Source organism: Cupriavidus gilardii, from assembly GCF_017598945.1.
Lineage (GTDB): Bacteria > Pseudomonadota > Gammaproteobacteria > Burkholderiales > Burkholderiaceae > Cupriavidus > Cupriavidus gilardii_E.
The window spans coordinates 51,810-76,232 of sequence record NZ_JAGFTW010000012.1 but is presented as its reverse complement, the minus strand read 5'-3'; the positions used below and the strand labels follow the sequence as shown (position 1 = coordinate 76,232).

The following is a 24,423-nucleotide window of genomic DNA, read 5'->3' as shown; positions in this document are numbered from 1 at the left end:
ATGCCCGTGTGCCGGTCCGCGCGCCGCCGCAACGGGTGCAAGCGCCTCGCGGGCCGCCTACTGACCCTGCAGACCGCAAGTGCCTTCTTCCGCCGCTGCCGCCCGGGCCGGGCCCGTGCGGCGATGCACCAATCCCGACAAGGCGCCGGCCGCCACGATGCACAGGCCGCCGGCCGCCTCCTTCCAGCTCAGCGTCTCGGTCGCCAGCCACCACGACGACACCGCCGCGATCACGATCTCGAACAGCATCAGCAGCGAGACCCGGTTGGCCGGCAGATGCTGCAGCCCGTACTGGACGATGGCATTGCCGACCACAAGTGTGGCCGCCAGCCCCAGCACCAGCAATGGCGCCGCCACGCGGGCATCGGGCGCGATCGTCACCGCGCCGGCATCGAGCCACAACGCCGCGATGCCGCCCACCAGGGTGCCGCCGCCGAACACCATCAGCGTGCGCAGGCGCGCATCCATCCCGGGAAAGCGCTGGCCGGCACGGCGGGACAGCACGTTGTTGAAGGCGAAGGCGATGCCGGCGACCAGGCCAGCCCATTCGGCAGCATCGCGCGGCAGCGGCACGCCGACCTCCGGCGTCCACAGCATCAGGCCGGCGCCGAACATCGCGAGCGCGACCAGCAGCAGGCCCGCGGGCGAGACGCGCTCGCCGATCAGCAGCCGCGCCACCAGCACGGTCCACACCGGGGTCAGATAGAACAGCAGCAGCACCCGCATCACGTGGCCGTGGACGCTGCCCCAGACGAAGCCGGCATTGGTGACGCCGGCCGCCAGCGCGATCGCGACGAACAGCCACGACCAGCGCAGGCCCCGCAATTGCCGCCGCAGCACCAGCAGCGCCAGCACGGCGGCGACCGCGCTGACCACGGCCGCGGCCTTCATGCCGCCCAGGCCCCAGGCGGCGAGCAGGCGGTACGGATACCAGGCGATGCCCCACACGGAGGCGCCGAGCAGAATCGACAGGGACGCCTTGAAGGAATCCGCATGGGCGTGGGCGTCGGCATGGGCGGCGCCCGGCGGCACGTTGGCGTTGGAATGGCTCATGGAATGGAAAGCACTGGCAGGCGGCACCCGGGAAACGGTGCCTGACATGGATTGGATGAATGCGTGGAACCGGATCGAAGCCCGGATCGGAGCCGGTTCGAAGCAGATCCCGAGCCGGAACGCTGGCGGCACGCCGGTCCCTCGGCGCGGCGCCCCGTCCCTTGACCGGTCCCTTATAATGCTGCGTTTCGACAGGCCTTCGACCCATCATGAACCCGCGTCTCGATTTGCTGCAGCCCTACCCGTTCGAGAAACTGAAGGCCCTGTTTGCGGGAATCGAGCCGAACGGCGCGCTGCGGCCGATCAGTTTCGGCATCGGCGAGCCCAAGCATCCGACCCCGCGCTTCATCCGCGATGCGCTCGCCGAGTCCCTTGGCGGGCTGGCGAATTATCCCACAACGGCCGGATCCGACGCGCTGCGTCAATGCATCGCAGGCTGGCTGGAACGCCGTTACGGCCTGCCCCGCGTCGACCCCGCCAGCCAGGTGCTGCCGGTCACCGGCTCGCGCGAGGCGCTGTTTGCGTTTGCCCAGACCGTGGTCGACGGCACCCGCCCCGGCGCGCTGGTGCTGTGCCCGAATCCGTTCTATCAGATCTACGAAGGCGCCGCGCTGCTGGCCGGCGCCACGCCGGTGTTCGCCAACAGCGACCCGGCGCGCAATTTCGCCCCGGCGTTCGACCGCATTGCCGACGACGTCTGGCCGCGCGTGCAGCTGGTCTATGTCTGCTCGCCGGGCAATCCGACCGGCGCGGTGCTCTCGCTCGACGACTGGCGTCAGCTGTTCGCGCTGTCGGACCGCCACGGCTTCGTGATCGCCTCCGACGAGTGCTATTCGGAGATCTATTTCGACGAAGGCAAGCCGCCGCTGGGCGCGCTGGAGGCGGCGCACCGGCTGGGCCGCGGCTTCGAGCGGCTGGTGATGTTCTCCAGCCTGTCCAAGCGCTCGAACGTGCCGGGCCTGCGCTCGGGCTTCGTCGCCGGCGACGCCAGGCTGCTGAGCCGCTTCCTGCTGTATCGGACCTATCATGGCGGCGCGATGAACCCCGCGGTGCAGAGCGCCAGCGTCGCGGCCTGGAACGACGAGGCCCATGTGCGCGAGAACCGCGCCGCCTATGTCGCCAAGTTCGCCGAGGTCACGCCGATGCTGGCCGAGGTGCTGGATGTCGCGCTGCCCGACGCGGGCTTCTATCTGTGGGCCGATGTCTCGCGCACGGGCCTCGCCGATACCGAATTCGCCGCGCGGCTCTATGCCGAACAGCACCTGACCGTGCTGCCCGGCAGCTATCTGGCGCGCGAGGCCGACGGCATCAATCCGGGCGCCAATCGCGTGCGGATGGCGCTGGTGGCGACGCCCGAGGAATGCCGCGAGGGCGCGCAGCGCATCGTCGCCTTCTGCCGGGGCCTGGCGGGCCGCGGCTGAACCGATCCAAGCCCGGGCCCGGGGCTCACCCATATCGGCCGCCGACTGCCACCACGCGCGACGGCCACGAATTCAACCACGACAACACGCGAAGAAACGCATATGACGCAAGCACTGCAAGCTCTGATCGACCAGGCCTGGGAAGACCGCGCCAGCCTGTCGCCCAAGTCCGCCCCGGCCGACATCCGCGAAGCGGTGGCCACGGTGATCGGCCAGCTCGACGCGGGCACGCTGCGCGTGGCCGAGAAGCAAGGCAAGGACTGGATCGTCAACCAGTGGGTCAAGAAGGCGGTGCTGCTGTCGTTCCGCCTCGAAGACAACGTGCCGATGGCCGCCGGCGGCTTCGCGCAGTTCTACGACAAGGTGCCGACCAAGTTCGCCGGCTGGTCGGCCGACGACTTCGCCAAGGGCGGTTTCCGCGTGGTGCCCCCGGCGGTGGCCCGCCGCGGCTCGTTCATCGCGAAGAACGCGGTGCTGATGCCCTCGTACGTCAACATCGGCGCCTATGTCGATGAAGGCACGATGGTCGATACCTGGGCCACGGTCGGTTCGTGCGCGCAGATCGGCAAGAACGTGCACCTGTCGGGCGGCGTCGGCATCGGCGGCGTGCTCGAGCCGCTGCAGGCCAACCCGGTCATCATCGAGGACAACTGCTTCATCGGCGCGCGCTCGGAAGTCGTCGAGGGCGTGATCGTCGAGGAGAACTCGGTGATCTCGATGGGCGTCTACCTGGGCCAGTCGACCAAGATCTACGATCGCGAAACCGGCGAGATCCACTACGGCCGCGTGCCGGCGGGCTCGGTGGTGGTGGCGGGCAACCTGCCGTCCAAGGACGGCAAGTACAGCCTGTACTGCGCCGTGATCGTCAAGAAGGTCGACGCGCAGACGCGCGCCAAGACCAGCCTGAACGACCTGCTGCGCGGCGACTGACGGCAGCCGGGTGGCGGCCGCGCGCCGCCACCGCTGCCCCGCCCGCCTGGTCGTTCCCATCCTCGCCCGAGCCTCTGCCAACGCCGGCTCCCACGTGAGGTGACCCGTGCCCTCCCTTCGCAAGCGATTCATGGCCCTGGACCCCGCTACCGTCAGCACCGTGCTGTCCCTGCTGCCGACCATTCTCGAGCAGGCCAACAAGACCATCGAGAAATACAAGAAAGGCAAGCGCAAGGACGAGCCGGCCGACGGCGGCGATGGCGCGCCCGCGGTCGATCCGCAGCAGCAGGTCCGCCAGCTGGCGGCGCGCGTCGCCGAGCTCGAATCGGCGGCGATGCAGCAGGCCGAAAACGTCAAGCTGCTCGCCGAACAGCATGCGATCACGATCGACGCGCTGCGCAAGGAAGCGGCGCGGCTGGACCGCCGCCTGCGCCTGATGACCGCGGTGGCGATGGCCGGTTTCGCGCTGGGCCTGCCCGCGCTGGTGATCGCCATCAATCTGCTGCTGCGCTGAGACCGGGCGATCGGCGCCGTCGCAAACCGCATCGCGCCTGCCTTCCCCTGCCAACGTTTTCTCCTTCATTCGCCATGACCGTCCAGCTCTACGGCATCCCGAACTGCGATACCGTCAAGAAAGCCCGCACCTGGCTCGAAACCAACGGCATCGACTACGCCTTCCACGACTTCAAGAAGCAGGGCGTCGACGAGACGCTGCTGCGCCGCTGGCTGGCGCAGGTCCCGCTGTCGTTGCTGCTCAATCGCAAGGGCACCACCTGGCGCGCGCTGCCGGACGCCGACAAGGCGCTGGCCGAGGACGCCGATGGCGCGATCGCGCTGATGCAGCGCAGCCCGTCGCTGATCAAGCGGCCGGTGCTCGAGCATGACGGCGCGGTCGCGGTGGGTTTTGCCGCCGATCAGTACGCCCAACGTTTTCAGGGCTGAGCTCGAACGGCCGAACGCTCGCACGCCCGAACCACTTCGATCACCCGATCACTCGATCACCATCGCTGCGCCATGACCGCCACCACCCCTGCCACGCCCGCCGCCAACCCCACGCTGGCGCTGACCGAAGACCTGATCCGCCGCCAGTCGGTGACGCCCGCCGACGAAGGCTGCCAGGGCGTGCTGCAGGCGCGGCTGTCCGCGCTCGGCTTCACCTGCGAGTCGCTGGTCAGCGGCCCGGATTCGTTCCGTGTCACCAATCTGTGGGCGGTCAAGCGCGGCCGGCTGGGCACCGGCGGCAAGCTGCTGGTCTTCGCCGGCCATACCGATGTGGTGCCGACCGGCCCGCTCGAACAATGGACCTCGCCGCCGTTCGTGCCGACCCATCGCGACGGCAAGCTCTACGGCCGCGGCGCCGCCGACATGAAGACGTCGATCGCCGGCTTCGTGGTAGCGATCGAGGAATTCCTGCAGGCCCATCCCGACCATGCCGGTTCGATCGCGCTGTTGATCACCAGCGACGAGGAAGGCCCGGCGCACGATGGCACCGTCAAGGTGGTGCAGGCGCTGCAGGCGCGCGGCGAACGGCTCGACTACTGCGTGGTCGGCGAACCGACCTCGGTCGATACGCTCGGCGACATGGTCAAGAACGGCCGGCGCGGTTCGCTGTCCGGCAAGCTGACCGTCAAGGGTGTGCAGGGCCATATCGCCTATCCGCATCTGGCGCGCAACCCGATCCATCTGGCCGCGCCGGCGCTGGCGGAACTGGTCGGCGAGCGCTGGGACGACGGCAACGAATACTTCCCGCCGACGACCTGGCAGATGTCGAACATCCACGCGGGCACCGGCGCGACCAACGTGATCCCCGGCCACGTGACGATCGATTTCAACTTCCGCTTCTCGACCGCCAGCACGCCGGAGCAGCTGAAGGCCCGCGTGCACGCGATCCTCGATCGCCACGGGCTCGACTACCAGCTCGACTGGACGCTCGGCGGCGAGCCGTTCCTGACGCCGCGCGGCGACCTGTCGGAGGCGATGGCCGCGGCGATCGCGGCCGAGACCGGCGTGCAGACCGAGCTGTCGACCACCGGCGGCACCTCGGACGGCCGCTTCATCGCGAAGATCTGCCCGCAGGTGATCGAATTTGGCCCGCCGAACGCCAGCATCCACAAGATCGACGAGCACGTCGAAGTGCGCTTCATCGAGCCGCTGAAGAACATCTACCGCGGCGTGCTGGAACGGCTGATCGCGTGAGCGCCTGAGCGCCCGAGCGATCCCGCCTTGCCGCCCCCCACCGACCCCTGACCTCTTTTCCGCCATGGCCAACGCCTCTCCCCTGTCCACCGTCCGCGATCTGCTGCGCCTGGCGGTGTCGCGCTTTACCCAGGCCGGCCTGTCGTTCGGGCACGGCACCGACAACGCCTACGACGAGGCGGTCTATCTGATCCTGCATACGCTGCATCTGCCGCTCGATACGCTGGACCCGTTCCTCGATGCGCGGCTGCTGCCCGAGGAAATCGACGCGGTGATGGAGGTGATCCGCCGCCGCGTCGACGAGCGCGTGCCGGCGGCCTACATCACGCACGAGGCGTACATGCATGGGCAGCGCTTCTATGTCGACGAGCGCGTGATCGTGCCGCGCAGCTTTATCGGCGAGCTGCTGCAGGACGGGCTGGACCCGTGGGTCGGCGATATCGACGCGATCGGCCCGGTGCTGGAGCTTTGCACCGGCTCGGGCTGCCTGCCGATCCTGGCCGCGCAGGCCTGGCCGCATGCAACCATCGATGCGGTCGACATCTCGGCCGATGCGCTCGAAGTGGCGCGCCGCAATGTCGCCGACTACGGGCTCGAGGACCGCATCCGGCTGTATCACGGCGATCTGTATGCGCCGCTGCCGGCCGGCGCGACCTATGACGTGATCTTCAGCAATCCGCCGTATGTCAACGAAGGCGCGATGCAGCGGCTGCCCGCCGAATATCTGGCCGAGCCGCGCATCGCGCTCGCCGGCGGCGACGACGGCATGGATGTGGTGCGCCGCATCGTCGCCGGCGCACGCGCACGGCTCAATCCGGGCGGCGTGCTGGTGGTCGAGATCGGCAACGAGTTCGACAACGTCCAGGCCGCCTTCCCGGATCTGGAACTGATCTGGCTGACGGTCAGCGCGGGCGAGGAACAGGTGTTCCTGCTGACGTACGAGGCGCTGGAGGCGGCGGGGCTGTAAAGCGTTATTGGTGGCGGACGTCGCTGGCAGAACGACCGCCGCTGCCCTCTCCCCCGCCCCCTCTCCCGCAAGCGGGAGAGGGGAGAAAAGCCACCGCAGCATCGAAGTCTGCCGGCTGTGTTCTCCCTCTCCCCCGCCCCTCTCCCGCGAGCGGGAGAGGGGAGAAAACCCGCCGCGGTGTCCGGCCTGCCGACTGTGTTCTCCCTCTCCCCCTCAGGGGGAGAGGGCCGGGGAGAGGGAGGTGGTCTTATTCCATCGCGCCCAACGCCACCGCCGCCGCCCGTACCGCGGTCGTGCACTGCTCGACCACCCCTTCGCGCCAATCGTCCGCATCGCCATAGAATGCGCGCCACATGCCGTGGCGGATCAGCGCCCGCTGGGTGTTGTCGGCATCGGGATGCAGATGCAGCCAGTGGTCGCCGCGCAGCGCCTGCAACACGTCGGGCAGCGGCAACGTGCCGAACTCCAGCGCGATGCCGGCGAAGTCGATCGCGGGCAGCGTGTCCGGGACGGCGTGCCACGCCAGCCCGGTCAGATTGGCCGAGGTCGACGAGCCGTCGTACATCGACGTCACGTGCTGGCCCCAGATCGCACGGGTCCGTTCCAGCTGACGCGCATCGTCGGGGCCCATATAGATCGGCTCGCCATAGCCCCAGGGTCCGAGCCCGGTATGGATGTCGATCCAGCGCAGGCTCGCCCGCCCGGCGCCGTAGCGCGCCAGGATCCGGCGCAGCGTGTAGTTGCTCCAGGTCGCCACGCGCCCGCCATAGAACATGCCGTGCGGATCGTCGTACTGGCCCGCGCTGACCGCCGCCTGATACCAGTTCATGCCGCGCTCGGCGATCGTGCGCGCCAGCGCGGCCTCGTCCTGCTCCGACGGCGGCCAGTGCGCGGGCAGCAGCAGCGGCGCGACTTCGGCATAGGCGGCGTTTTGCGGCAGCGGCCGCGTGAAATCCATGAAGTTGCGGTTCAGGTCGACGTTGTCCTCGTTGACCCGGCGCATATGGGAGAAGCCGTAGGGATTGACCGCATGCACCAGCAGCAGCGCCGCCCCGGCCTTCGCGCATTGCTGCAGCAGCGCGGCATCGTGCAACAGCGCGATCTGCGCGCCGGAGCCGCAGAAGCCCTCGACGCCGTGCATCGCCGAGGTGACCAGAATCAGATGGCGGGCATCGCGCGGACCGATCCAGGCGACGTCCATCGCCAGCTCCTCGCCCTCGGCGCCGCGCCGCGTCGGATGCGCGAACGGCGTGGGCACGTCGCCGACGTTCTCGGCCGCCAGCCTGAACTTGGCGCGGGCTTCCTCGTAGCGGCTTGAAAAGCAATCGTGCAGCTGCATCGGTGGCTCTCCGGGGCGACCAGGATCGATGACCGCATTAAACGCCATTCCGCCGGCTGACGCCAGCCGCTTCGGCCTCGGCCTGCCCGCGCGCGGTCAGCCTTCCCAGTCCGCTTCGCCGGCACCGCCCGCGCGGCGTGGCGCGGCCTCCAGTTGCCAGGCGCGCGGATGCAGCACCAGTCCGGCGGCCTCGCCCTGCGCGCGCGTCAGCGTCAGATGGCGGGCCAGCCAGTCCATCACGCCGCGCAGGAAGCGCTGCTGCTCGAGCCGTACCGCCTCGCGCAGCTTGCGTTCGAGCTGCACGTAGGCGGTGTAGACGTCCAGCAGATTGGCGGTTTTCAGCGTGGCCGGCGTGGAAGGGCTGCGCTCGATCGCCAGCACGCGGCTGGCCTGCTGCGGCGTCAGGGCGCCTGTCTCGCGCCAGGCCGCATACAGGGGCTCGAGCGGCGCGAAACGGACGCTGGGCTGCACGCGCGGCACGGCGGCGACCTTCTCCATGCGCAGCAGCAGGTAGCGGACCGCCGCGGCATGCAGGCGGGCCTGCTCTCGCTCGGGCCCGCCGCGTGCGCCGCGTGCGCCGCGTGCGCCGCGACCGGGCCGTGCATCGTCGCGCCAGGGTCCCGCGCCGGCAGCCCGCGCGGTAAAGTCCGGCACGCTGTCCAGACCGGCATCGCCGCCCAGCAGCCGATGCGCGCAGTCCGGACCGAAAGCGTGCTCGTCGCCGTGCGCATCGCGCAGGATCGTGGCATGGCCCGAGCCGATGCCGTGCCCCTTGCCGCCCGCGCCCGAGCCAGCGCAGCGCGTCCCCGGATCGACGAAGTCCTTGCGGACCGGCGTCCAGGGTGCGGCGAAGCGGGAAACGGGGTCGGCGGACATGCGATGGCAGGAAAAAACGACGGAAGGCGGCGACGGAAGGCAGCGGTACGGCCGCGGATAGACGGCACCCGCGCGGGGATCCCGCGCGAAACGGCGCGGGGACGCATTGTCTCGCGAATTGCCGGCCGGCGCGACACCGGCTTGTCATGCCGCCTGCCGCCCCGGGCTAAAATGCGCCCTGCCCGGCTTCGTGCCGGGCTCGACTTTCCATAGAAGACTCTTGTGATCCGAATCGACCAGCTAGTACTCCAGCGCGGCACCAAGGTGCTGTTCGACCATACCAGCGTGACGCTGAACCCCGGCGAGCGCGTCGGCCTGGTCGGTGCCAACGGCAGCGGCAAATCGACGCTGTTCGCGCTGCTGCGCGGCGAGCTGCATCCCGACGGCGGCGACGTGTCGGTGCCCGCGCAATGGCGCGTGGCCCATGTCGCGCAGGAAACGCCGGCGGTATCGCGCAGCGCGCTCGAATACGTGATCGACGGCGACACCCGGCTGCGCGCGATCGAGCAGACCATCGCCGGCGCGCAGGCCAGCGGCGACGGCCACGCCGAGGCCGAAGCGCATGCGGCCTACGCGGACGCCGACGGCTACACCGCGGCCTCGCGCGCCGAGGCACTGCTGCTGGGCCTGGGCTTCACGCTGGCGCAGGTCGGCCAGCCGGTCGCGGCGTTCTCGGGCGGCTGGCGCATGCGCCTGAACCTGGCGCAGGCGCTGATGTGCCCGTCCGACCTGCTGCTGCTCGACGAACCGACCAACCACCTGGACCTCGACGCGATCGTCTGGCTCGAGGACTGGCTGGCGCGCTATCCCGGCACGCTGGTGATGATCTCGCACGATCGCGAATTCCTCGACGCGATCTGCAATGTCACGGTTCATATCGAACAGCAGCAACTGCGCCGCTATGGCGGCAACTACAGCCTGTTCGAGACGCTGCGGCTGCAGCAGATGGCGCAGCAGCAGGCCGCGTACGCGCGCCAGCAGAAGCAGATCGCCCATCTGGAATCGTTCATCACCCGCTTCAAGGCCAAGGCCACCAAGGCGCGCCAGGCGCAGAGCCGCGTCAAGGCGCTGGAGAAGATGGAACGGCTGGCGCCGGTGCACGCCGCGGCCGGCTTCTCGTTCGAATTCCGCGAACCGGATGCCGCGCCGAATCCGATGATGGTGCTCGACGCGGTCGACTGCGGCTACGACGGTCCGCCGCCGGTGACGATCCTGCACGGCATGACGCTGTCGATCCAGAACGGCCAGCGCATCGGCCTGCTGGGCGCCAACGGCCAGGGCAAATCGACGCTGGTCAAGACGCTGGCCGGCACGCTGGCCCCGCTGTCCGGCACGCTGCGCCACGGCAAGGGCCTGCAGATCGGCTACTTCGCGCAGCACCAGCTGGAGACGCTGCGCGACCACGACTCGCCGCTGCAGCATCTGGCGCGGCTGGCGCCCGATACGCGCGAACAGGAACTGCGCGACTTTCTCGGCAGCTTCAATTTCCGCGGCGACATGGCGACTTCGCCGATCGAACCGTTCTCCGGCGGCGAGAAGGCGCGGCTCGCGCTCGCCCTGATCGTCTGGCAGAAACCGAACCTGCTGCTGCTCGACGAACCGACCAACCACCTGGATCTCGATACGCGCGAGGCGCTGACGATGGCGCTGGCGCAATTCGAGGGCACGCTGATCCTGGTCTCGCACGACCGGCATCTGCTGCGCGCCACCACCGACCAGTTCATGCTGGTGGCCAACGGCGGCCTGCAGCCCTTCGATGGCGATCTGGACGATTATCGCGACTGGCTGCTGCAGCAGGCCGCCGCCAAACGCAACGCCGCGGCCGCGGCGCATCGGTCCGGTGGCGCGGAAGGCGAGGACACCGCGGCGCCCGCGCAGAATCGCCGCGACCAGCGCCGTGCCGAGGCCGACGAACGGCAACGGCTCGCGCAGTTGCGCAAGCCGTTGACCAGGGAGCTGGAAAAGGTCGAGAAGCGGATGGCCGTGCTGCAGCAGGCCAAGACGGAGATCGACGGCTTCATGGCCGACGAGGCCAGCTACGCGGAGGCCAACAAGGCGAAGCTGCTGGAGATGCTCAAGCGCCAGGGCGAAGTCGAAGGCGAACTGGCCACGCTGGAAGAGCGCTGGCTGGAACTGCAGGAGCAGATCGAGCAGATCGCCTGACGGCATCCCGACGGCGGCGCGGCCGCAGTCGGGCGTGCCGCTGCGCCGCTATTCCTGCAGCGCCTCCTCGGTCAGGAAGCCGCCGCTCTGGTGCGCCCACAGCCGGCTGTACAGGCCGCCGCGCTGCAGCAGTTCGCGATGCGAGCCCTGCTCGACGATGCGGCCACGGTCCAGCACGACGATGCGGTCCATCGCCGCCAGCGTCGACAGCCGATGCGCGATCGCCACCACGGTCTTGCCTTCCATCAGCCGGTACAGGCTCTGCTGGATCGCGATCTCGACCTCGCTGTCGAGCGCGCTGGTGGCCTCGTCCAGCAGCAGGATCGGCGCATCCTTGAGCATCACGCGGGCAATCGCGATGCGCTGGCGCTGGCCGCCCGACAGCTTGACGCCGCGCTCGCCGACGTGCGCGTCGTAGCCGCGCCGCCCTTCCCGATCGCTCAGCGTGTGGATGAAGTCCTCGGCCTCGGCGCGCCGCGCCGCGGCAATCATCTCGGCATCGGTGGCATCGGGCCGGCCGTAGACGATGTTGTCCCGCACCGAGCGGTGCAGCAGCGAGGTGTCCTGCGTGACCATGCCGATCTGCGCGCGCAGGCTGTCCTGCGTCACGCCGCCGATATCCTGCCCGTCGATCAGGATGCGTCCCGATTCGACGTCATAGAAGCGCAGCAGCAGATTGACCAGCGTCGATTTGCCGGCGCCCGAGCGGCCCACCAGGCCGACCTTCTCGCCGGGGCGGATCGTCAGCGTGAAGTCGTCGAACACCGGCCGGCCCGAGCCATACGAGAAGTCGACGTGCTCGAAGCGGATTTCGCCCTGCGTGACCCGCAGCGGTACCGCATCGGGCCGATCCTCGATATGGCGCGGGCGCGCCAGCGTCGACACGCCGTCGCGCACCGTGCCGATGTGCTCGAACAGCTCGGCGATCTCCCACATCGCCCATTGCGAGATGCCGTTCAGACGCATCGCCATCGCGGTCGCCGCCGCCACCGCGCCGATGCCGATCTGGCCGGCCGACCACAGGAACAGCGCGAGTCCGGTCGTGGCGACGATCAGCATCATGATCAGCGTGTGGTTGACGATCTCGAACGCGCTGATCAGCCGGCCCTGCGCATATACGGGCTGCATGAACTCCTGCATCGCGCTGCGCACGTAGCTGGCCTCGCGCCGCGAGTGCGAAAACAGCTTGACCGTCGCGATATTGGTGTAGGCGTCGGTCACGCGCCCGGTCATCACCGAACGCGCGTCGGCCTGATGCGCGGAGACGCGTGCCAGCCGCGGCACGAAATACCACGACGCGCCGACGTAGGCGATCACCCAGACCAGGAACGGCGCCAGCAGCCAGCCATCGAAATTGCCCAGCACCACCGCCGCCGACACCAGGTAGATCACGATATAGACCAGGATATCGGCCACCGTCATCACCGCATCGCGCACCGCCAGCGCCGTCTGCATGACCTTGGTGGTGACGCGGCCGGCAAACTCGTCCTGGAAGAAACCCATGCTCTGGTTGAGCATCAGCCGGTGGAAATTCCAGCGCAGCCGCATCGGGAAGTTGCCGAACAGCGTCTGGAACTTCAGCATGCTCCAGACCGAGACCACGACGATGCTGGCCAGCACGATGCCGGCCAGCAGCAGCAGGCGATCCGAATAGGTCGACCACAGCTCGTCCGGCTTGACCGCGGCGAGCCAGTCGACCAGGCGGCCCAGCATGCTGAACAGCACCGCCTCGAAGATGCCGATCGCCATCGCGCACAGCACCAGCAGCAACAGATAGCGCCGCACGCCCGCGGTGCAATCGACGATGAACGCGATCCAGTGCGGGGGCGGCGTATCGGGGAGCGTATCCGGGTAGTTGTGGATACGCCTTTCAAACCAACGGAACACGGCCAGTTTCTCCAGGAATGGTGTCGAGCGGCCGCGACGGGTCGCTCAACGGTAGTTACGTTCGCGGCGGATCAGTCCGACCGCCAGCACGCCGGTCAGCACCACCAGCCAGATCAGCGACCAGCCCGGAATCGAGATGCCGAGCACGGGGGGCAGCGGCGCGGAGCACAGACCGTCGGAATAGAACACTTGCGGCAGCACGCGCGCGGTCGGCAGCGCGTTGACCCAGTTCTCGAGCGGATCGATGCCGCAACTCGCCTTCGGATTGAGCAGCAGCGACACGTGGTAGCCCGCCACCGCGATGCCGCCGACGCCCGACAGCATCGCCAGCCCTTGCCACAGCGTGCGGGTGCCCTGCCCCAGTGCCGCCAGCAGCGAGAACAGGCCGATCGCGACGAAGGCGAAGCGCTGCATCACGCAGAGCGGGCACGGCTGATAGCCCTGCGCGTGCTGCAGATAGAGGGCATAGCCGACCAGTCCGAACGAGACGATGGCGATCAGCAGGAAGTAGGCGCGGGAATTCGCTTGCATGGCGGAATGGCGGTCGACAGAGCGGTGAACAAAGCGGTGAACGAGGTCCGGAACGATCCGGGTAGACAGGGCATGGGCGATATGCGCGGAGCCAGTATCGCGGCCAGGCGCCATCTTACCGATTTTGCACAGCACGCGCCGCAGCGTGGGACGGCGCATGCACGCGCGACCGCCGCGATTGCGACCGATCGCCGCAGCGGCGCATGCCGGCATTGCCGATGCCGGCGAACGCGCGAACAATGCCGTTCATTGCGTCGGCGCACCATGCGTTCGCCCCATGATTCGTCGAGGACCGTACCCATGAACAGCAATGCCCTGCGCGCCGTGCGCGGCAACGAATTCCGCCCGAGCCGGCCGACCCGGGCGGCCCGACCGGCCCGCCCGCCCTGTTTCCGCGCGGCCCCCGAGGCCGCCAATGCCAGCCGCGGCCCCGCGGCCGAACCGCGCCCGTCGCCGGCACCGGTGGTGCCGGTCGGCTACCGCCAGGGGTTCATCACCGCGATCTCGGTGCTGCTGGCCTTTACGCTGGCCTTCTGGCGCTACTGGAGCTTCGAGAGCCCGGGCCCGTGGAACGCGCTGTCGCTGGCCGTCGAGGTGTCGCTGGGTGTCGCCGCGGGCCTGCAGGTGGTGGCGCTGTTCCGCTCGCTGCGCGTCGAGGACGACCAGGTGCCCGAGTACCGCCGCACGCAGCGCTGGCTGTTCGTGTCGGCGGTGGTGCTGATCGCCGCGCTGCTCGGCGCGCTGTGCGAGGACTCGGTGTTCGGCTGAACGCGCCGGTACGCGCGGCGCTCAGCCGTCGAGATGGCGCACGCGCTCGATCGCCTGTTCGATCCGTTCGACGGGGATCACCTCGAGCCCGTCGATCGGCTGCTTGGGCGCGTTGGCCTTGGGAATCACCGCCTGCGTGAAGCCCAGCTTCGCCGCCTCGCGCAGCCGGTCCTGGCCGCGCGGGCTGGGACGGATCTCCCCCGCCAGGCCGACCTCGCCGAACACCACCAGCCCGCGCGGCAAGGGCTTGTTGCGCATCGACGAATGGATCGACAGCAGCACCGCCAGATCGGCGGCCGGCTCGGTGATCTTGACCCCGCCCACCGCGTTCAGGAACACGTCCTGGTCGAAGCAGGCGATGCCGGCATGGCGGTGCAGCACCGCCAGCAGCAGCGCCAGCCGGTTCTGTTCGAGGCCCACCGCCAGACGCCGCGGGTTGGGCACATGGGCGGCATCGACCAGCGCCTGGATCTCGACCAGCAGCGGCCGCGAACCCTCCTGCGTGACCATCACGCAGGACCCGGACACGGTCTGCTCATGCTGCGACAGGAACAGCGCCGACGGATTGCTGATGCCGCGCAGGCCCCGCTCGGTCATCGCAAACACGCCCAGTTCGTTGACCGCGCCGAAGCGGTTCTTGAATGCGCGGATCAGCCGGTGCGAGGAATGCGTGTCGCCCTCGAAATACAGCACCGTATCGACGATATGCTCGAGCACGCGCGGGCCCGCCAGGCTGCCCTCCTTGGTCACATGGCCGACCAGGATGATCGTGGTGCCGCTGCTCTTGGCGATCCGCGTCAGCTGCGCCGCGCATTCGCGCACCTGCGCCACCGAGCCCGGCGCCGACGTCAGCGCCTCCGAGTACAGCGTCTGGATCGAGTCGATCACCGCGACCTCGGGCTTGTCCGCGTCCAGCGTCGCCTGGATCTTCTCGAGCTGAATCTCGGGCAGCAGCCCCAGGCTCGGACTGTCGATGCCCAGCCGCTGTGCGCGCAGCGCGATCTGCGCGCCCGACTCCTCGCCGCTGACATAGAGCACGCGCCGGCTGCCGGCCAGATTGGCCAGCGCCTGCAACAGCAGCGTGGACTTGCCGATGCCGGGGTCGCCGCCGATCAGCACCACGCCGCCGGCCACCAGCCCGCCGCCGAGCACCCGGTCGAATTCCTCGATGCCGCTGGTGAAGCGCGGCACGTCGGAGGCCTCGATCTCGGACAGCCGCTGCACCGTGCTGGTTGCCGCGAGCGGCTGGAAGCGGCGCGCCGACGGCGTCTCCGGCAGGCTCTCGACCAGCGTGTTCCATTGCTGGCAATGCGGGCACTGCCCCTGCCAGCGCGGCACGGAACCGCCGCATTCGGTACAGGTGTAAATGGTCTTGGTCTTTGCCAACGGGAATCCTTGGGCCGGGAACGAGGAGGCGCCGCCGCCGAAATACAGGAAGGCAGGAGGGCCGGAGGGCCAGAGCCGGCAGGCGCCGCGAGGCGCCGATTCTACTTGGCCGGCGCGGTCTCGGCGACGTCGGGCGCGTCCGGCACGGTCAGCGTCGCGACGGTGACCGGCACCCGCGGCGCCAGCGCGCACATCAGCTCGTAGCCGACGGTGCCGCTGGCGGCGGCCACCTCGTCGATCGGCAGGCCGTGGCCCCACAGCGTGACCGGCGAACCGACCCGCGCCTTCGGACACGGGGTCAGGTCGACGCACAGCATGTCCATCGACACCCGGCCGACCAGATGCGTGCGCACGCCGTCGACCAGCACCGGCGCCGGCTGGTCGCCCCAGCCCGCGGCATGGCGCGGATAGCCGTCGGCATAGCCGCAGGCGACCACGCCGATCCGCATCGGCCGGTCGGCCGTAAACAGCGAGCCGTAGCCGACCGTGTCGCCGGGCCGCAATTCCTGCACCGCGATCAGTTCGCTATGCAGCGACATCGCCGGCATCAGCCCGACGTCGGCAATGTCGGCGTGCCGGCCGCTCGGCGAAGCGCCGTACAGCACGATGCCGGGCCGCACCCAGGCGCGGTGCGCGGCCGGATGCCATAGCGTGGCGGCCGAGTTCGACAGGCTGGCCTCGCCCGGCAGATTGGCCGTGGCGGCGTCGAACACCTCCAGCTGGTGCGCGATGCCGCGCTCGCCGTCGGCGTCGGAGAAGTGGGTCATATGGACGATGCTGCCCACTCCGGACAGCGTGCGTGCGCGCTCCCAGGCGGTGCGGTACTGGTCCGGCGCGAAACCGAGCCGGTTCATGCCGGTATTGAGCTTGAGCTGGATCGCCAGCGGCCCCTTGGGCCGGGCCATCTCGAGCATGCGCAGCTGCTCGTCGTTGTGGATCGCGGTGGTCAGCCGGTACTCCTCGAGCAGCGGCACGTCCTGCGGCTGGAAAAAGCCCTCGAGCAGCAGGATCGGCCCCTGCCAGCCCAGTTCACGCAGCAGCACGGCCTCGTTCAGGTCCAGCAGGCCGAAGCCGTCGGCGGCGCGCAGGCCGGCGAAGGCGCGGCGGATGCCGTGACCGTAGGCGTTGGCCTTGACCACGGCCCAGACGCGGGATGCCGGCGCGTGGCGGCGCACCACGTCGAGATTGTTGGCCAGTGCGGGTTGATGAATGACAGCGTGAATCGGTCTTGGCATGGGATCAGGGAAGGTTCGTCACAGCGGCATCGCGGCCCGCCGGGCCTGTGGCTTGCCATGGCCATGGGCGGGCGTGCCGAAGTGGTGCCCGGGGCACTGTCCACGGGAATGACCAGGGGGATGACCACGGGCTTTCGGCACCAATGCGCGGCAGCACACCGAAGGGGCACCGCGTAGACCGTTATTTGACCACATTGGTTCGGCAATTCCGGGGAATCCGCTCCCCGTCGAATGGTCAAACCCGGTCAATTTGCGGTCTTCCCTTCTTCGGAATTGAAAGACTTTCGTGATATAAAGCCGGACGTTCCGGCCATGTTTCAAAAGTGATTCAATATGACGGGTCCCGTCAGGTACGTACACGCCCCCGCCACGCCGAACCGGACCAGGCGCGGGCGTCCCGTTGGCAAGGCCGCCGTTCACCCCCTCCGCACGATGCCGACAGCCGTTGGCGCGGGCACGCCAGTAGCGCAAGGAAATCGCGATGGAGACAGAGTCCAAGGTATGAAGAAGGGTTTTTACACCATCATGGCCGCGCAGTTTTTTTCGTCGCTGGCCGACAACGCTCTGCTCATCGCCGCCATTGCCCTCCTCGCCGAATTGCACTCCCCGCAGTGGATGACCCCGCTGCTCAAGCTGTTCTTCGTGCTCTCCTATGTCGTGCTGGCGGCCTTCGTCGGCGCCTTCGCGGATTCGATGCCGAAGGGCAAGGTGATGTTCATCACCAACACGATCAAGATCGGCGGCTGCGCGATCATGATGTTCGGCCTGCATCCGCTGCTGGCCTACGGCGTGGTCGGCTTCGGCGCGGCGGCCTACTCCCCGGCCAAGTACGGCATCCTGACCGAGCTGCTGCCGGCCGAGCGCCTGGTGGCGGCGAACGGCTGGATCGAGGGGCTGACGGTCGGCTCGATCATTCTCGGCACGGTGGTCGGCGGCGCGCTGATCTCGGTCAAGGTGTCGACGATGATGCTGGCGATGGACCTGCCGTGGATCGAGACCGGCATCGATACGCCGGCCGAGGCCGCGATGGTGATCATCATGCTGTTCTACGTGATCGCCGCGCTGTTCAACCTGTTCATTCCCGACACCGGCGCGCGCTATCCGCAGCAGGAGAAGAACCCGATCAAGCTGATCGCCGAGTTCGCCGACTGCTTCACCGCGCTGTGGAAGGACAAGCTCGGCCAGATCTCGCTGGCGGTCACCACGCTGTTCTGGGGCGCCGGTGCGACGCTGCAGTTCATCGTGCTGAAGTGGGCGGAAAAATCCCTCGGCCTGAATCTGTCGCAAGGCGCGCTGCTGCAGGCGGTGGTGGCGGTCGGCGTGGCCGTCGGCGCGATCATGGCGGCGATGCGGATTCCGCTGCGCAAGTCGCTGTCGGTGCTGCCGTTCGGCGTGGCGATGGGCGCCATCGTGATGCTGATGGCCTTCTACACCAAGGACGCGATGCCCGATGTCGCGCTCGACGTGCTGGGCATGCGGATGCCGCTGTATATGGCGATCGCCTACGTCTTCCTGATGCTGGTGGGCGGCATGTCGGGCTACTTCGTGGTGCCGATGAACGCGCTGCTGCAGCATCGCGGCCACGTGCTGCTGTCGGCCGGCCACTCGATCGCGGTGCAGAACTTCAACGAGAACGTCTCGGTGCTGCTGATGCTGTGCCTGTATGCGCTGCTGATCAAGCTGAACGTGCCGATCGGCATCGTGATCATCGCCTTCGGCATGTTCGTCTGCGGCACGATGCTGCTGGTGATGCGGCAGCATCGCAAGAACGTCCGGCTGTACAACTCGCTGGCGATGATCGGCGAGGACAAGCACCACTGAACCAGGACGGCGCGGCAGCGCGCCTTCGCGTGAAAAACCACAGGTTCAGCGCGGCGGCTGCGCGGCGCGCTGCCGCGCCCTCTCCTCCCAGCCCGGCGGCACCACGAAACCGCGCGAGCGTTCGCGCCACCAGCCCGGCGCCGAGGCGCCGGCCGGTTCCATCTCGCAGATCATCACCGGCGATTCCCGCCGCCAGGCCAGGTCCCGATGCGGTTCGGCGAACCGCGCCGCCAGCGCATCGTGCAAGGTCTCGAACGATTCGGTGTCGTGCTCGGGGACCAGTGCGGGCGACAGCCAGCGGGCCCGCGGCAGCCGATGCCAGCGTAGCGGCGGCGCCGACGCGGAAGCGGTCAGTCCCGCCGATGGCGAATGGACCCGCTGCACCCGCTGCACCCGCTGCGCCCACTGCTCCAGCGTCGACCACCAGCCGCGCAGATGATCGGGATTCAGGCCCAGGCCGTCGAGTCCGGCCGGCATCCGCCCATCGCGATAGAACAGCCAGCCGAGCAGATAGATTTCGCTGCGATCGACGCGGGCACCCAGCAGCGCCTCGGCCTCCGGCGTGCGCGACAGCGGCAGCTGCCGCCGAACGATGTGCGACAGCTTGTCGCCGAGCCGGTCCACCAGATTGGGACCGACGAAGGCCTGCAGCCAGGGGGCGCGCTCGGTCTGGACCGAACCCGCCGCCGGAGACGCATCGCTGCCGGGCTCCACCAGCAGATAGAACTTGGCGGCCATCTCCCAGTGCACCAGCTGACATGCGCCCCCTGCCAGCTCGCGCCAGACGAAGTCCAGCTCGCCCAGCGTCTGCACGCCGTGGCCGCCATGCCGGCGCACCGGCAGGTTGGCGGCAACCAGTTCGATGCCATTGCCGTGCGCCAGCGCAAAATGCAGCAGCCGTTCGGCATGCCGGCCCAGGCGCAGGCTGCGCGCGGCCGGGGCCAGCGCTTGCACGGCGCCCGGCAAGGCCGACAGTTCCTCGATGGTGGGCGGCAACTCGCCCGGATCGGCGCCCGCCAGCCAGCGCTGCCATGCGGCCAGGGCCGCCGGCGGCCAGATCGCCAGCGCGGCGCCGCCGGGGCCGGCCAGCGCGGCCAGCTCGTCAGGCAAGCGGCTGAGCAGCGGCGGCGCCAGCGTGCACCAGGCCAGATCGCGCACCCGCGCCGACGTGGCGGCGCGCCACAGCGGCTCGGCCGTGGTCGCGCCGGCGCCCGCCAGTTCAGTGACCGGCTCCCGCATCGCTGCCGCCGGCACCGCCGGCCCGTGGGGAGTCGAGCAGACCGGCCGGGGCGGCCGGATCGTTCTGCCGATAGACGTCGCGCGCCAGGCACAGGTCCTCCCACGCGCGCGCCTTGTCGGTGAGCGTGCGCAGCAGATAGGCCGGGTGGTAGGTCACGACCACCGGGATGCCTTCGTAGCGATGCACCGTGCCGCGCAGCTTGCCGATCGGCGTGGTGGTGCGCAGCAGCGTCTGCGCGGCGAAGCGGCCCAGCACGACGATCAGGCGCGGGCGCACCAGCGCGATCTGCCGGCGCAGGAACGGCTCGCACTGTTCGACCTCGGCCGGCTCGGGGTTGCGGTTGCCCGGCGGCCGGCACTTCAGCACGTTGGCGATAAAGACATTGCGCCCGCGCGCCAGCTGCAGCGACGCCAGCATGTTGTCGAGCAGCTTGCCGGCCTGGCCAACGAAGGGCTCGCCCTGCCGGTCCTCGTTCTCGCCCGGCGCCTCGCCGATCAGCATCCAGTCGGCCTCGCGATCGCCGACGCCGAACACCGTCTGGGTCCGGGTGCTGCACAACTGGCAGGCGGTGCAACCGGCGACGCGCGCTTCCAGCGCCTGCCAGTCGAGGGTGGCAATGTCGTCGGCGCGCTCGACGGCGCCCTCGGCGGCGCGGTCTTCGGCAACCTCGGGCGCAGGCAGCGGCAAGTCGTCGTCCGGCACGATCGGGATGACAGGCTGGCGCGGTGCCGCCTCGGCCGACGGCGCGTTCGGCACGACGGCCGTCGGCGCCGAAGCATGACGCGGCACCCATTCGGTGCCGATGCCCAGCGCCTCCAGGAACAGCGCGCGCCGGTTCATGCCGATCCCTCCGGCGCCTGGTCCTGCTGCGCGCCCCAGTGGCGGCGCAGCACCAGCGCATCCTCGCGCGCGCCGTCGGCGGCCGGGTAATAGCCCTTGCGCCGGCCGATCAGCTCGAATCCGGCGGCCTCGTACAACGCCAGCGCGGCGGTATTCGACGGCCGGACTTCGAGCAGCACATTGGGCAGACGATGCTGATGCGCGGTCGCCAGCGCCACGGCCAGCAGCAGCTTGCCGAGTCCGCGGCGATGGCGCGCCGGCTCGATCGTGATATTGAGCAGATGCATCTCGTCGACCACCGGCATCAGCACCGCGTAGCCGGCCAGCACGCCGGCCGGGTCGCGCAGCGTCAGGCCGATATGGCCGGCCTTGACCGAGTTCTCGAAGTTGCCGCGGGTCCAGGGATGGCTGTAGGCGCGCATCTCGATCTCGACCACCGCGTCGAGGTCGCGCGCGCTCATGCGCGCCAGCGACCAGCCGCCCGGCAGCGTCGGCATATCGGGCACCGCGGGCCAGGCCGTCGTGCCGGTGCGGCAGTCGCCAAGCGCGGCGCTCATTGCCGTTCTCCGGCCGCCGCCAGCGAGGCGCGCCCCGCCGCCGCGGCCTGACGCTCGGCCACGGTCTGCGCGACCTTGTCGCGCAGGTACAGCGGCGCGGCATCGGCGGCGGCCACGGTCTCGCCGCGCGCCAGCGCGCGCTGCGCGATGGCCACCACGGCGGCCGCATGCGGCATCGCACCCGGTATCGTGCGGGCAGCCTGCGCGGCGGCCTGCAGCCGCTCGCCATAGACCGTGACGCCGTTGCCGGCGAGCCAGAACGGCCCGGCAGGATTCTGCAGCGCCTCCGGCGGGGCCACCCGCATCGGGCCCCCTTGCTGCCATTCGCCGCGTGTCGCGTCCCAATCGAACCGCCCGGCATAGACTTCGTCCATGCGCGCGTCGAGCGCAACGAGCACCGGCATACCGGGGGGCAACGTTTCGGCCGCGGGATCGCCCTCGCCCTCCAGGCCGGCGCCGGGCACGCCGCGTACGCGTTCGGCGCACGCCATCAGGGTATTGACCGGCACCACCGGCAGATCGGCACCGAAGGCCAGCCCCTGCGCGATGCCGCAGGCAGTGCGCAGGCCGGTGAACGATCCCGGTCCGGCGCCGAAGGCGATCGCGGCGCAATCGGCCAGCCGGATGCCGGCCTCGGCCAGCAGTTCGCCCGCGGCGGGCAGGACCCGTGCCGACGAGCGCGGTCCGGTCTGTTCGTGGCGGGCCAGACAATGCAGGCCGCCGGTGGGCGTGGCGCGGCCGAGCGCGACCGAACACCACTCGGTGGAGGTTTCAACGGCAAGAATCCAGGACATGCCGCGATTGTATCCGCTGGCCGCGGAACCGAAGCCGTCCTCGGTTTTTACAGGGAGGGGTTCGGGTCCCGCGCGACTATCATCGCGATTCGATCCCCTCACTGCACAGGAGTCACCATGAGCGACCTGCAACAGCGCTTCGAGCAAGCGCAGAACGACGTCAAGCAACTGCCCGAGCGCCCCAGCAACATGACGCTGCTGCGCCTGTACGCGCTGTACAAGCAAGGCAGCGAGGGCGACGTCCATGGCGACAAGCCCGGCATGACCGACTTCGTCGGCCGCTACAAGTTCGAGGCCTGGGAGACGCTGAAGGGCACCAGTCAGGAAGAGGCGATGCAGAAGTACATCGAGCTGGTGGAAGAGCTGAAGTCGGGCGCCGCCAGCTGAGCCCCGCGGGGCTGTCGTCCCCGGGCGAACGGGGGCGACAAGACCCTCGCTACTGCCTCACCTGCTCCGGCGCCTGCCGCGGCCGGATCCGCCAGGCGGCCAGGATCGCGGTGGCGATCACCAGCCCCACCGCCAGAAACGTCTCGTCGAAGGCGCGGATGCGCGCCGCCGCATCGGCGCCGGCCTGATTGCCGGCCAGCAGCGCGCCATGCGATTCGAGCCGCCATTGCAGACCGACCCCGGCCAGGCTGACGCCGATGGCACCACCCAACTGGCGCACGAAGTTGATCACGCTCGATCCCTGCGCGATCAGCGAGAAATCGACGCCCCGCATCGCGCCCAGCGACAGCGACGGCAGGATGCAGCCCAGGCCGATGCGTCCCAGTACCGCCAGCGCAACCAGCACGACATACGGCGTCGCCAGCGAGCCCAGCGCCATCAGCAGGAACGACGCCGCCAGCAGCGCCAGGCCCGCCGATACCTGGATATGCGGCGGCACGCGGCTGGTCAGCCGTCCCGCCAGCGCGATGGTCACCGCCAGCGCGATCCCGGCCGGCAGCAGCACGAAGCCCGCCTGCGACGGCGAGTACTGCAGCGCCATCTGCATGTAGACGGGCAGCAGATAGGTCGAGCCGAACAGGCCGGCACCATAGATGAAGGCCACCACCGCGCCCGCCGAGAACTGCCGGTAGCTGTACAGCCGCATGTTCATCAGCGGGTCGGATGCGCGCAGCTGCCACAGCACGAACAGCACCAGCAGCAGCACGCCCAGCCCGGACAACAGCAGACCGGTGACCGTGTCCTCGCGCAGCTCGACCAGGCCGTTGAGCAGCATCACCGTGGCGACGCCGGCCAGCACCAGGCCCTGCCAGTCGAGCGGCTTGCGCTCGCCCATCATCGCCGAGTCGATCGCCATGAAGCGGCGCGCCATCAGGCCGGCGACGATGGTCAGCGGCACCACCACGAAGAAGATCGAACGCCAGCCGAACGATTCGACCAGGAAACCGCCGAGGCTCGGCCCCAGCGCCGGCGCCAGCACCACGCCGAAGCCGAACATCCCCATTGCCCTGCCCTGCTCGCGCTCCTCGAACACGCGCAGGATCAGGATATTGGGCAGCGGCTGCATGATGCCCGCGGCCACGCCTTCCGCCACGCGCATGGCAATCATCACGCCATAGCTGGGCGAGAAGCCGCCGACCATGCCGCCCACGCCCAGCAGCACGGCGGCGCCGAGAAAGGTGCGGCGCAGGCCGTAGCGGTTCAGCAGCCATGGGGTCAGCAGCATCGCCAGCGTCATCGCGATCATGAAGCTGGCCGCGACCCATTGCGCGCGTTCCTGCCCCAGCCCGAAATGCCGGCTCAGGTCCGGCACCGCGACATTGACGATGGTCGACGACACGATCGACGACATCGTGCCGATCATCAGCGTGATCAGCACCAGCCAGCGCAGCTTGTCGCCGTAGCGCTCGCGCAGGTACGCACGCGTCGGGGCGCTGCGCGCCGGACCGTCGCCGGCGCGCGGCGGCAAGGAGTCCTCGCTCACCCCAGTCTTCCGAGGCTGGCCAGTTCGCGGATCTTGCGGACCGTATCGAGATCGGCCTCGTGATAGGCGGATTTGACGATCTCGGCGTAGCGGTCGTCGCCGCTGGCATCGACGGCCGGCATCGTGGTCTCGTAGGTGAAGCGCAGCAGCAGCGCGCCAGGGGCCGGCGTCTCGATCGTCATCGTCAGCGTGCCGCCGGCATGGTCGGCGGTGGCGGCGGTTTCGTAGCGCACCGAGCGGTGCCGCTCGAACACGACCCGATCGCGCACCTCGGCGTGACCGAAATGCAGCACGCGCTCGATCCAGTCGTCGCCGCGGCCGGTGATTTCGGCACGGTCCAGACCCAGCACGAACAGTTCGGGCGACTGGCCGCGCAGCACCAGCCCCTGCCAGACCTGGTCCGCCGTCAGCGGGTCCAGCGCGGGCGTGTTGGGGTCATTGATCTCTACCAGATGCTCGAAGCGCAACTTGATTCTCCCTCTTGCTCAA

General features: G+C 69.3%; 23 protein-coding genes. 10 read left to right on the top strand and 13 right to left on the bottom strand.

The window, feature by feature from the left end; translation table 11 throughout:
* Window positions 1-57: 57 nt before the first annotated feature.
* On the bottom strand, window positions 58-1,053 hold the full coding sequence (locus J5T34_RS06445) for a DMT family transporter (RefSeq protein ID WP_208579125.1): 996 nt from the start codon (window positions 1,051-1,053) through the stop codon (window positions 58-60).
* Window positions 1,054-1,262: 209 nt separating this feature from the next.
* Here J5T34_RS06445 and dapC point away from each other — a divergent pair, with 209 nt between their 5' ends.
* The 6 genes from dapC (at window position 1,263) to prmB (ending at window position 6,567) form a co-directional block, all read left to right on the top strand.
* Complete coding sequence (gene dapC / locus J5T34_RS06440; protein ID WP_208579124.1) at window positions 1,263-2,474, top strand: succinyldiaminopimelate transaminase; 1,212 nt, start codon at window positions 1,263-1,265, stop codon at window positions 2,472-2,474.
* 102 nt (window positions 2,475-2,576) lie between these two features.
* Window positions 2,577-3,404, top strand: a complete 828-nt coding sequence (dapD, locus tag J5T34_RS06435) for a 2,3,4,5-tetrahydropyridine-2,6-dicarboxylate N-succinyltransferase (protein WP_208579123.1) — start codon at window positions 2,577-2,579, stop codon at window positions 3,402-3,404.
* Between the two features lie 130 nt (window positions 3,405-3,534).
* On the top strand, window positions 3,535-3,918 hold the full coding sequence (locus J5T34_RS06430) for a hypothetical protein (RefSeq protein ID WP_208579122.1): 384 nt from the start codon (window positions 3,535-3,537) through the stop codon (window positions 3,916-3,918).
* A gap of 74 nt (window positions 3,919-3,992) precedes the next feature.
* The gene (locus tag J5T34_RS06425) at window positions 3,993-4,346 is read left to right on the top strand and encodes an ArsC family reductase (protein WP_208579121.1); all 354 of its coding nucleotides are present in this window, start codon (window positions 3,993-3,995) and stop codon (window positions 4,344-4,346) included.
* Between the two features lie 72 nt (window positions 4,347-4,418).
* On the top strand, window positions 4,419-5,600 hold the full coding sequence (gene dapE, locus J5T34_RS06420) for a succinyl-diaminopimelate desuccinylase (protein WP_208579120.1): 1,182 nt from the start codon (window positions 4,419-4,421) through the stop codon (window positions 5,598-5,600).
* Window positions 5,601-5,664: 64 nt separating this feature from the next.
* Window positions 5,665-6,567 carry a 50S ribosomal protein L3 N(5)-glutamine methyltransferase gene (prmB, locus tag J5T34_RS06415; protein ID WP_174107307.1) on the top strand — a complete coding sequence of 301 codons (903 nt, stop codon included), beginning with the start codon at window positions 5,665-5,667 and terminating at the stop codon, window positions 6,565-6,567.
* A 247-nt stretch (window positions 6,568-6,814) separates the two neighbouring features.
* On the opposite strand, the gene J5T34_RS06410 is transcribed toward prmB, so the two are convergent.
* The gene (locus tag J5T34_RS06410) at window positions 6,815-7,906 is read right to left on the bottom strand and encodes a M14 family metallopeptidase (RefSeq protein ID WP_208579119.1); all 1,092 of its coding nucleotides are present in this window, start codon (window positions 7,904-7,906) and stop codon (window positions 6,815-6,817) included.
* Window positions 7,907-8,002: 96 nt separating this feature from the next.
* On the bottom strand, window positions 8,003-8,782 hold the full coding sequence (locus tag J5T34_RS06405) for a hypothetical protein (RefSeq protein WP_208579118.1): 780 nt from the start codon (window positions 8,780-8,782) through the stop codon (window positions 8,003-8,005).
* Between the two features lie 222 nt (window positions 8,783-9,004).
* On the opposite strand from J5T34_RS06405, the gene J5T34_RS06400 reads away from it, so the two are divergent.
* On the top strand, window positions 9,005-10,945 hold the full coding sequence (locus tag J5T34_RS06400) for an ATP-binding cassette domain-containing protein (RefSeq protein ID WP_208579117.1): 1,941 nt from the start codon (window positions 9,005-9,007) through the stop codon (window positions 10,943-10,945).
* Between the two features lie 48 nt (window positions 10,946-10,993).
* On the opposite strand, the gene J5T34_RS06395 is transcribed toward J5T34_RS06400, so the two are convergent.
* On the bottom strand, window positions 10,994-12,832 hold the full coding sequence (locus J5T34_RS06395) for an ABC transporter ATP-binding protein (RefSeq protein WP_208579116.1): 1,839 nt from the start codon (window positions 12,830-12,832) through the stop codon (window positions 10,994-10,996).
* Window positions 12,833-12,877: 45 nt separating this feature from the next.
* A complete protein-coding gene (locus tag J5T34_RS06390) occupies window positions 12,878-13,363 on the bottom strand; it encodes a disulfide bond formation protein B (RefSeq protein WP_174107313.1) in 486 nt (161 codons plus the stop codon).
* A 300-nt stretch (window positions 13,364-13,663) separates the two neighbouring features.
* Here J5T34_RS06390 and J5T34_RS24095 point away from each other — a divergent pair, with 300 nt between their 5' ends.
* The gene (locus tag J5T34_RS24095; protein ID WP_347880638.1) at window positions 13,664-14,131 is read left to right on the top strand and encodes a hypothetical protein; all 468 of its coding nucleotides are present in this window, start codon (window positions 13,664-13,666) and stop codon (window positions 14,129-14,131) included.
* A 21-nt stretch (window positions 14,132-14,152) separates the two neighbouring features.
* On the opposite strand, the gene radA is transcribed toward J5T34_RS24095, so the two are convergent.
* Window positions 14,153-15,517, bottom strand: a complete 1,365-nt coding sequence (gene radA, locus J5T34_RS06380; RefSeq protein WP_208579115.1) for a DNA repair protein RadA — start codon at window positions 15,515-15,517, stop codon at window positions 14,153-14,155.
* Window positions 15,518-15,618: 101 nt separating this feature from the next.
* Window positions 15,619-16,752 carry an alanine racemase gene (alr, locus tag J5T34_RS06375; protein WP_208579114.1) on the bottom strand — a complete coding sequence of 378 codons (1,134 nt, stop codon included), beginning with the start codon at window positions 16,750-16,752 and terminating at the stop codon, window positions 15,619-15,621.
* Window positions 16,753-17,253: 501 nt separating this feature from the next.
* Between alr and lplT the strand changes: the two genes are divergently transcribed.
* The gene (lplT, locus tag J5T34_RS06370; RefSeq protein ID WP_208579113.1) at window positions 17,254-18,573 is read left to right on the top strand and encodes a lysophospholipid transporter LplT; all 1,320 of its coding nucleotides are present in this window, start codon (window positions 17,254-17,256) and stop codon (window positions 18,571-18,573) included.
* 45 nt (window positions 18,574-18,618) lie between these two features.
* On the opposite strand, the gene J5T34_RS06365 is transcribed toward lplT, so the two are convergent.
* From J5T34_RS06365 to tsaB, 4 genes are read right to left on the bottom strand one after another with little or no spacing between them, the layout of a single operon-like run.
* The gene (locus tag J5T34_RS06365; protein WP_208579112.1) at window positions 18,619-19,812 is read right to left on the bottom strand and encodes a DUF1853 family protein; all 1,194 of its coding nucleotides are present in this window, start codon (window positions 19,810-19,812) and stop codon (window positions 18,619-18,621) included.
* Window positions 19,793-20,653, bottom strand: coding sequence for a uracil-DNA glycosylase (locus tag J5T34_RS06360; protein WP_208579111.1), 861 nt, complete (start codon window positions 20,651-20,653; stop codon window positions 19,793-19,795). Before J5T34_RS06360 ends, J5T34_RS06365 begins: the two co-directional genes overlap by 20 nt.
* Window positions 20,650-21,210: a ribosomal protein S18-alanine N-acetyltransferase gene (gene rimI, locus J5T34_RS06355; protein ID WP_208579110.1), complete on the bottom strand. Its 561-nt coding sequence runs from the start codon at window positions 21,208-21,210 to the stop codon at window positions 20,650-20,652. The genes J5T34_RS06360 and rimI overlap by 4 nt, the downstream gene beginning before the upstream one ends.
* The gene (gene tsaB / locus J5T34_RS06350; RefSeq protein WP_208579109.1) at window positions 21,207-22,004 is read right to left on the bottom strand and encodes a tRNA (adenosine(37)-N6)-threonylcarbamoyltransferase complex dimerization subunit type 1 TsaB; all 798 of its coding nucleotides are present in this window, start codon (window positions 22,002-22,004) and stop codon (window positions 21,207-21,209) included. The genes rimI and tsaB overlap by 4 nt, the downstream gene beginning before the upstream one ends.
* A 117-nt stretch (window positions 22,005-22,121) precedes the next feature.
* On the opposite strand from tsaB, the gene J5T34_RS06345 reads away from it, so the two are divergent.
* Window positions 22,122-22,391 carry an acyl-CoA-binding protein gene (locus J5T34_RS06345; RefSeq protein ID WP_174107320.1) on the top strand — a complete coding sequence of 90 codons (270 nt, stop codon included), beginning with the start codon at window positions 22,122-22,124 and terminating at the stop codon, window positions 22,389-22,391.
* 49 nt (window positions 22,392-22,440) lie between these two features.
* On the opposite strand, the gene J5T34_RS06340 is transcribed toward J5T34_RS06345, so the two are convergent.
* Both J5T34_RS06340 and J5T34_RS06335 read right to left on the bottom strand, forming a co-directional pair.
* A complete protein-coding gene (locus tag J5T34_RS06340) occupies window positions 22,441-23,934 on the bottom strand; it encodes a DHA2 family efflux MFS transporter permease subunit (protein ID WP_432207636.1) in 1,494 nt (497 codons plus the stop codon).
* Window positions 23,931-24,401: an SRPBCC family protein gene (locus J5T34_RS06335; RefSeq protein WP_208579108.1), complete on the bottom strand. Its 471-nt coding sequence runs from the start codon at window positions 24,399-24,401 to the stop codon at window positions 23,931-23,933. Before J5T34_RS06335 ends, J5T34_RS06340 begins: the two co-directional genes overlap by 4 nt.
* Window positions 24,402-24,423 lie beyond the last annotated feature (22 nt).

Coding starts and splice junctions, on each gene's coding strand:
- J5T34_RS06445 (WP_208579125.1), bottom strand. CDS start 1,053: ATGAGCCATTCCAACGCCAACGTGCCGCCGGGCGCCGCCCATGCCGAC.
- dapC (WP_208579124.1), top strand. CDS start 1,263: ATGAACCCGCGTCTCGATTTGCTGCAGCCCTACCCGTTCGAGAAACTG.
- dapD (WP_208579123.1), top strand. CDS start 2,577: ATGACGCAAGCACTGCAAGCTCTGATCGACCAGGCCTGGGAAGACCGC.
- J5T34_RS06430 (WP_208579122.1), top strand. CDS start 3,535: ATGGCCCTGGACCCCGCTACCGTCAGCACCGTGCTGTCCCTGCTGCCG.
- J5T34_RS06425 (WP_208579121.1), top strand. CDS start 3,993: ATGACCGTCCAGCTCTACGGCATCCCGAACTGCGATACCGTCAAGAAA.
- dapE (WP_208579120.1), top strand. CDS start 4,419: ATGACCGCCACCACCCCTGCCACGCCCGCCGCCAACCCCACGCTGGCG.
- prmB (WP_174107307.1), top strand. CDS start 5,665: ATGGCCAACGCCTCTCCCCTGTCCACCGTCCGCGATCTGCTGCGCCTG.
- J5T34_RS06410 (WP_208579119.1), bottom strand. CDS start 7,906: ATGCAGCTGCACGATTGCTTTTCAAGCCGCTACGAGGAAGCCCGCGCC.
- J5T34_RS06405 (WP_208579118.1), bottom strand. CDS start 8,782: ATGTCCGCCGACCCCGTTTCCCGCTTCGCCGCACCCTGGACGCCGGTC.
- J5T34_RS06390 (WP_174107313.1), bottom strand. CDS start 13,363: ATGCAAGCGAATTCCCGCGCCTACTTCCTGCTGATCGCCATCGTCTCG.
- J5T34_RS24095 (WP_347880638.1), top strand. CDS start 13,664: ATGAACAGCAATGCCCTGCGCGCCGTGCGCGGCAACGAATTCCGCCCG.
- alr (WP_208579114.1), bottom strand. CDS start 16,752: ATGCCAAGACCGATTCACGCTGTCATTCATCAACCCGCACTGGCCAAC.
- lplT (WP_208579113.1), top strand. CDS start 17,254: ATGAAGAAGGGTTTTTACACCATCATGGCCGCGCAGTTTTTTTCGTCG.
- J5T34_RS06365 (WP_208579112.1), bottom strand. CDS start 19,812: ATGCGGGAGCCGGTCACTGAACTGGCGGGCGCCGGCGCGACCACGGCC.
- J5T34_RS06360 (WP_208579111.1), bottom strand. CDS start 20,653: ATGAACCGGCGCGCGCTGTTCCTGGAGGCGCTGGGCATCGGCACCGAA.
- rimI (WP_208579110.1), bottom strand. CDS start 21,210: ATGAGCGCCGCGCTTGGCGACTGCCGCACCGGCACGACGGCCTGGCCC.
- tsaB (WP_208579109.1), bottom strand. CDS start 22,004: ATGTCCTGGATTCTTGCCGTTGAAACCTCCACCGAGTGGTGTTCGGTC.
- J5T34_RS06345 (WP_174107320.1), top strand. CDS start 22,122: ATGAGCGACCTGCAACAGCGCTTCGAGCAAGCGCAGAACGACGTCAAG.